Genomic DNA, 2,832 nt, shown 5'->3' with positions numbered 1-2,832 from the left:
CGTTCGGATGATTGATCAAATATGAAAGCGCTGGTCAGGCGACTTCAATTGATCTTCAGATCGACTTATTCAGCGGTCTCCTAGGCGCCAAACTGGACGACATGACATCAGTTTCCGGACGCCTTCTGAGACAGGGCTGGTGAGACAGAGCTGGTCACATGGCGCGATAGTCGCGCAGTTCGACACGCGGACCGAACCGCGGCCGGGTGAACCCGGCGGCCATCAGGTATCGCACCGCCCGCTGCCGCTGGGGCGTGTACGGCGCCAGCACCTCGTGCATCCCCGCGTCGTCCACCGCGGTGCCGAGCAGCGCGTGCCCGACCATCGACGGGATGTTGTAGTCGCCGAAGCTCACCGCGTCGGCGTCGCCCCAGGCCCGCTGAGCGACCTCGGCGGCCGTCCACACGCCGATGCCCGGGATCTCGCGCAGCCACGCACGGCCTTCGACCCCCCTGAGTTCGGCGGCGTGCTCCAGCCTGCCCGCGACCCTGGCCGCGCGGATCAACGTCGTCCGCCTGGTCAGGTCCACCCCGGCCCGGTGCCATTTCCAGTCCACAATGGACCGGATGGCGAGCGGGGTCGGCGGGACCTTCAGCCGGTCGGGGCCTGGACCCGGCGCGGGTTCCCCGAACCACCGGCAGAGCTCGGCCCACGAACGGATCGCCTCCTTGCCGGAGACCTTCTGTTCCAGCACCGCCAGCAGGAGCGCGTCCCACACCCGGCCGGTCGAACCCAGTCGCAGCCCCGGCAGCCGCCTGCGCGCCTGCGCGATCACGTCGTGGTGCGCGACGAACTCCGCGTCGTCGTCCTCGGCTCCCAGCAACGCCGGAACGCCGTCGAGCAGCTGATCCGCGCCCGGTCCCCAGGCCTCCGCCTCGATCTCGCCGCCGGGACGCCGCAGCAGCGCCAGCGTGCCGGGTCCGTCGGCGGTGTTGGCGGCCAGCCAGGTGACCCCGGCGTCCGAGATCAGGTTGAGCGACCCGCGTCCACGGCTGAGCGGGCCCAGGACGGCACCCAGATCCACCTCGTACGCGGGACGCCAGAGCATTACGCGTCGCTCGAGAAGCGCACACCGCCGTCGGGCAGCTCGACGCCCGGCCACACCCTGGCCCCGTCGAGCAGCTCGCAGCGCGCGCCGACCTTGGCGCCGTCACCCATCACCACTCCGCGCAGGACCGCGCCCGCGCCGACCCGCGCGCCGACACCCAGCACCGAACGCTCGACCACGGCGCCTTCGCCGACCGAAGCGTCGTCGAACAGCACCGAACCGTCCACGGTCGCGCCCGCGCCGACCACCGCGCGGGCGCCGATGGTCGAACCGCCGGTCACCACCGCGTCCGCGGCCACCTGCGCGCCTTCGAGCACCAGCGCCTCACCGGCCGGTCCGGGCAGGGCGGAGGTGGGGGCCACCCCGCGCACCAGGTCCGAGCAGCCGAGGACGAACGCCTCCGGGGTGCCGACGTCCAGCCAGTAAGACGAATCGACGAACCCGTGCAGGTGCGCGCCGGCGGCCAGCAGGCCGGGGAACGTCTCGCGCTCGACCGACACGCGCCTGCCCGTCGGGATCGACTCGATCACCTCACGGCGGAACACGTAGCACCCGGCGTTGATCTGGTCGGTCGGCGGATTCGGCGTCTTCTCGAGGAACGCCCGCACCCGGCCGGTCTCGTCGGTGGGCACCGAGCCGAACCGGCTGGGGTCGGGCACGCGCTGCAGGTGCAGTGTGACGTCCGCCGCCGCTTCGGTGTGGACGCGCAGCTGCTCGCCGAGGTCGGCGCCGGAGATGATGTCGCCGTTGAACACGACCACGTTCTTCGCCCGCAGCCGGTCGTAGACGTTGCGGATCGCGCCGGCGGTGTCCAGCGGTTCGGTCTCGACCACGTACTCCAGCTCGATCCCGTGCGCGGAACCGTCGCCGAAGTACTCCTCGAACACCTCGGCCCGGTACGACGTGCCCAGCACGACGTGGGAGATCCCGGCCTCGCGGATGCGGGAGAACAGGTGGCTCAGGTACGGCGTCCCGGCGGTCGGCAGCATCGGCTTCGGCGCGGTGAGGGTGAGCGGCCGCAGCCGGGTGCCCTTCCCCCCGACCAGTACGACGGCGTCGGCGTCAAGCTCGGACGTCACAGAAAACTCCTCTTGTATCACGCACCGCTGAGCGACAAGCCGCGGGAAACACTGACGGCGGCAGCCCCGAGGGCCTACCCTAGACAGCACACAGGCGGCCCTGAACCCAGAGGGCCCCGGGTCAGTCGGGAGGCCTAGGGGATGGACCCGCGCGAACGGGCGGATGCCCTGCTCGCACGCGCACGCGCGCGGGGAGCCTTTGTCGTGACGCCGGACAATATGACGTCACCGATGGACTCCTCGAACACCCAGCAGATCCCGGCGTCCGTGGTCGCGGAGATCGACCACGCTCAGGACCCGGACACCACCACGGTGCTGCCGGCGTCGCTCATCGCGGAAAACGATCATCATCTGGCGGGGGTGGAGCCGACGACAAGGCTCGAATTCGGCGCCCGCCGCCAGCAGTACCAGCCGGCGGCGCCACTGGTGCGCCGTGCGCAACCTTCACCGACACCGCGCAACCCACCGCAGGAAGAGGAGCTCGACGGCCTGGTGCCGACGGTCAAGCAGAACAGTGGCCGGTAGAAGCTTTCCCGCCGGTTGGACGGGATTTAGGACTCGTGGCGGGTGAGGCCGGGTGCGAACCCGGCCTCACCACCTACGACTCTTTGCGGGTCTCGAGCTTCACGCGCAGCGCCAGCCCGGCCTTGACGGCGGCGAGCACGGGCTTCCACTTGAGGCCGGGCTGGCGCTGCGCGTGAAGCT

At 70.7% G+C, this 2,832-nt stretch carries 3 protein-coding genes and 1 pseudogene; 1 reads left to right on the top strand and 3 read right to left on the bottom strand.

The genetic code is table 11. From position 1 onward, the window contains the following. Window positions 1-154: 154 nt before the first annotated feature. Together QMK34_RS47145 and QMK34_RS47140 are read right to left on the bottom strand one after the other, a co-directional pair. Entirely contained in the window at window positions 155-1,048 is an 894-nt protein-coding gene (locus QMK34_RS47145) for a DNA-3-methyladenine glycosylase family protein (RefSeq protein WP_326421563.1), read from the bottom strand. Then, window positions 1,048-2,127, bottom strand: a complete 1,080-nt coding sequence (locus tag QMK34_RS47140) for an NDP-sugar synthase (protein WP_326421562.1) — start codon at window positions 2,125-2,127, stop codon at window positions 1,048-1,050. Before QMK34_RS47140 ends, QMK34_RS47145 begins: the two co-directional genes overlap by 1 nt. A gap of 141 nt (window positions 2,128-2,268) precedes the next feature. Between QMK34_RS47140 and QMK34_RS47135 the strand changes: the two genes are divergently transcribed. After that, complete coding sequence (locus tag QMK34_RS47135; RefSeq protein ID WP_326421561.1) at window positions 2,269-2,652, top strand: hypothetical protein; 384 nt, start codon at window positions 2,269-2,271, stop codon at window positions 2,650-2,652. 73 nt (window positions 2,653-2,725) lie between these two features. Here QMK34_RS47135 and QMK34_RS48205 read toward each other — a convergent pair. Beyond that, window positions 2,726-2,832: pseudogene (locus tag QMK34_RS48205) on the bottom strand (dTDP-Rha--alpha-D-GlcNAc-pyrophosphate polyprenol alpha-3-L-rhamnosyltransferase); the annotation flags it as partial.

It is taken from the genome of Amycolatopsis sp. H20-H5 (assembly GCF_035828755.1).
Lineage (GTDB): Bacteria > Actinomycetota > Actinomycetes > Mycobacteriales > Pseudonocardiaceae > Amycolatopsis.
The sequence above is the reverse complement of the archived record's forward strand: the minus strand, read 5'-3'. Positions and strand labels throughout refer to the sequence as shown.

Coding starts and splice junctions, on each gene's coding strand:
- QMK34_RS47145 (WP_326421563.1), bottom strand. CDS start 1,048: ATGCTCTGGCGTCCCGCGTACGAGGTGGATCTGGGTGCCGTCCTGGGC.
- QMK34_RS47135 (WP_326421561.1), top strand. CDS start 2,269: ATGGACCCGCGCGAACGGGCGGATGCCCTGCTCGCACGCGCACGCGCG.